At 74.3% G+C, this 2,719-nt stretch carries 3 protein-coding genes, 1 tRNA gene and 1 pseudogene; 1 reads left to right on the top strand and 4 read right to left on the bottom strand.

Annotation, left to right across the window (positions count from 1 at the left end):
* Positions 1 to 118: 118 nt before the first annotated feature.
* The gene (locus ACQRUO_RS39195) at positions 119 to 547 is read right to left on the bottom strand and encodes a MarR family winged helix-turn-helix transcriptional regulator (RefSeq protein ID WP_428320963.1); all 429 of its coding nucleotides are present in this window, start codon (positions 545 to 547) and stop codon (positions 119 to 121) included.
* Between the two features lie 62 nt (positions 548 to 609).
* Between ACQRUO_RS39195 and ACQRUO_RS39190 the strand changes: the two genes are divergently transcribed.
* Positions 610 to 1,017 carry a VOC family protein gene (locus ACQRUO_RS39190; RefSeq protein ID WP_428320962.1) on the top strand — a complete coding sequence of 136 codons (408 nt, stop codon included), beginning with the start codon at positions 610 to 612 and terminating at the stop codon, positions 1,015 to 1,017.
* 46 nt (positions 1,018 to 1,063) lie between these two features.
* Here ACQRUO_RS39190 and ACQRUO_RS39185 read toward each other — a convergent pair whose 3' ends face one another.
* The 3 genes and pseudogenes from ACQRUO_RS39185 to ACQRUO_RS39175 form a co-directional block, all read right to left on the bottom strand.
* Positions 1,064 to 1,630, bottom strand: coding sequence for a DJ-1/PfpI family protein (locus ACQRUO_RS39185; RefSeq protein ID WP_428320961.1), 567 nt, complete (start codon positions 1,628 to 1,630; stop codon positions 1,064 to 1,066).
* Positions 1,631 to 1,826: 196 nt separating this feature from the next.
* Positions 1,827 to 1,900: transfer RNA gene (locus tag ACQRUO_RS39180), tRNA-Lys, on the bottom strand.
* A gap of 97 nt (positions 1,901 to 1,997) precedes the next feature.
* Positions 1,998 to 2,719 (bottom strand): annotated as a pseudogene (locus ACQRUO_RS39175) (hypothetical protein); the annotation flags it as partial.

Raw genomic sequence — 2,719 nt, 5'->3', positions numbered from 1 at the left:
GACCCTTGCCGGACCTGGGAAGCAGCGGCTCCACCAGGCCCCACTCGGCATCGGAGAGTTCATGGCGACGTATCACCACATCATGATCCACTATCCAAGATCACTTTGACGACACTGCCTAGGCCTGGAAGACCCGGAGCAGCAGGTCGTGCAGCTGCGTGCGCTCGGCCGGGCTCAGGGGGGCGAGCGTGCGGTCCTGGACCGCCGCCGCCTCGGCGTGCAGCTCGGCGAGGGCGGTGCGGCCGGCCGGGGTGAGGTCGACCTCGATCCGGCGCCGGTCGGCGGTGGAGCGGGTGCGGGTGACCAGTTCGGCGCGGGCCAGCTCGTCCAGCAGGCGCACCAGGTCGCTCGGGTCGATGCCGAGGCGGGTCGCCAGTTCGCGCTGGGCCTGCGGGCCGAAGTCGGCGAGCGCGGCCAGGATCGACAGGTGCCACAGCCGCAGCTCCCGTTCGGCCAGCCGGTCCGCCAGCCGGGCGCGGGCGCGGCGGCCGGTCTGCGCGAGCAGGTACGTGGTGAGGCCGAGCAGGCTCGGGGGCGTGGTCTCCATGAGGGCGCAGTGTAGGGTGACCACCAATAGTGGGTGGCTACCCACGATTAGGGGGAGGTCTGATGGATGCGCTCATGCCCCGGCTGCTCGTCGCCCGGTTCGCCGAATGCTTCCGGTTCTACGACGCCGTCCTGCCCGAACTGATGGGTGCGGTCCGGCAGAAGGGCGATGCGGACGGCTGGTACGCCAACTGGGACCTGGGGGACGAGGCGGTGCTGTCGCTGCTGGACCGGGCCGCGATGGCCGCGGTCACCGGGACCGCCGCCGAGCCGCCGAGCGGGCCGACCGTGCCGGACGCCCTGATGCTGACCTGCCGGGTCGAGGACGTGGACGCCCGGCTGGCGTTCTGCCTGGCGCACGGTGGGACGCTCGTCGTCCCGGCCACCGACCGGCCCGAGTGGGGGCCGACCATGCGCACCGCGCACCTGCGCGACCCCGACGGGAACCTGATCGAGCTGCAGTCGTACTGAGGCTGCACGGCGTACTGAGGCTGCCGGTCGTCCGGTGCGGCCCGCCTCAGGAGGCCGGGGCCTTGGTCCGCAGGATCTCGATGAACGCCCGCAGCCAGCCCGGGTGGTCCGGCCAGGCCCGGGCCGAGACCAGCATCCCGTCCACCACGGCCTCGCCGTCCCGGTAGGTCGCGCCCGCCGCCCGCACGTCCGGCTCCAGTGCCGGGTAGGCGGCGGTGGTGCGCCCGCTCAGCACCCCGGCCGCGCCGGTGATCTGCGGGCCGTGGCAGATCTGTGCCACCGGCTTGTCCAGGTCGAAGAAGTGCCGGACGATCCGCTGCACCTCGGGGTCGTTGCGCAGGTACTCGGGCGCCCGCCCGCCGGGGATCACCAGGGCTGCGTACTGGCTCGGGTCCACCTCGGCGAACGCCAGGTCGGCCGGCCAGGAGTAGCCCGGCTTCTCGGTGTAGGTGTCGAAGCCGTCCTCGAAGTCGTGCACCACGAAGCGCAGCTTCTTCTTGCTCGGCGCGGCGATGTCGACCTGGTAGCCCTCCTCGCGCAGTCGCTGGTACGGGTAGAAGACCTCCAACGACTCGGCGGCGTCCCCGGTGACGAGCAGCACCTTCACAGCCATGCGCGGCCTCGATTCCTTCGCTCGGGATTCGGCGGTCGGCCGGACGGTAGCCGGTCGCTCACCCAGCGGCACCGCCCGTCCGGCGCGTACCTCCCCAGGCGGTGGCGAGCGGAAACCCGGGCGGGCCGGGGGAGCGGCAGGGCACGGAAAACGCCGGAAGGCCCTTCGCTGCTGCGAAGGGCCTTCCGGCTGTCGGTGCGCCGCCAGGGACTCGAACCCCGGACCCGCTGATTAAGAGTCAGCTGCTCTAACCAACTGAGCTAGCGGCGCCTGCTGACCTGGAGAACATTACACGGCGCCCGCCCGATTGCCGAATCGTCATCCGCCGGTGGCACAGCGTTAAGGGGGCGGCAAGGCGGTCGAGGGGTCAGCAGGGCGCCTCGGCCCCCTCGCGGGCGTAGTACCACCAGCAGACGCCCAGGCAGAGCGCGGCGAGGCCGGCGCAGGCGTAGCACCCCCAGGCCACCGGGGTCAGCGCGAGCAGCGCGGGCCCGGCGAAGGCGCCCAGGCCCGCGACCGCCACCCCGAACCCGGCCACCGTCGCGGCCGGCCCCGGCCCGGGAAGGAGCACCGGGAGCTGCCGCCCCACCGCGCCGCCGGCCGCCCCCGCGCAGCCGAAGGCGGCCAGCAGGGCGGCCCAGCAGAGCCAGAAGTTGCCCGGATCCCCGTCCCCCGGCAGCGCCTGGATCACCGCGAGCGCCGCCGTCGCCAGCCCGCCGAAGCAGACCACCGCGCAGCGGCCGCCGCCGACCCGCCCGGCCCGGGCGTGCCCGACCGGCCATCCCAGCGCGCCCACCAGCGGCCCGACCCAGGCGAACCGGTCCGCCGACCAGGCCGGGTCCAGCCGGGTGAAGGTGGTGGCGATCAGCTGGGGCACCACCGCGGCGAGGCCGCCGAGGGTGCCCGAGGACCCGAGCAGGAGCAGCGCGAGCAGCCAGGTGTGCCTGCGCCGCAGGACGCTGCAGGCGGCGGCGCCGGGGTCGACCCCGCCGGGCGCGGGCCGCCGCGCGGCCGCCACCGCGACCAGCAGCACCGGCAGCACCCAGAGCCAGGCGGCGTTCTGCGGCCAGCCCGCGCCGCCCCCTTCCC

Origin of the sequence: Kitasatospora sp. LaBMicrA B282, from assembly GCF_050325825.1 — a bacterium.
In the GTDB taxonomy this organism is placed as follows: domain Bacteria; phylum Actinomycetota; class Actinomycetes; order Streptomycetales; family Streptomycetaceae; genus Kitasatospora.
Note: the sequence above shows the minus strand (reverse complement) of the source record. Positions and strands in the feature narration are given on the sequence as shown.

Excerpts from the sequence above, each read along its gene's own strand:
- ACQRUO_RS39190 (WP_428320962.1), top strand. The coding sequence starts at position 610 with ATGGATGCGCTCATGCCCCGGCTGCTCGTCGCCCGGTTCGCCGAATGC.
- ACQRUO_RS39185 (WP_428320961.1), bottom strand. The coding sequence starts at position 1,630 with ATGGCTGTGAAGGTGCTGCTCGTCACCGGGGACGCCGCCGAGTCGTTG.
- ACQRUO_RS39195 (WP_428320963.1), bottom strand. The coding sequence starts at position 547 with ATGGAGACCACGCCCCCGAGCCTGCTCGGCCTCACCACGTACCTGCTC.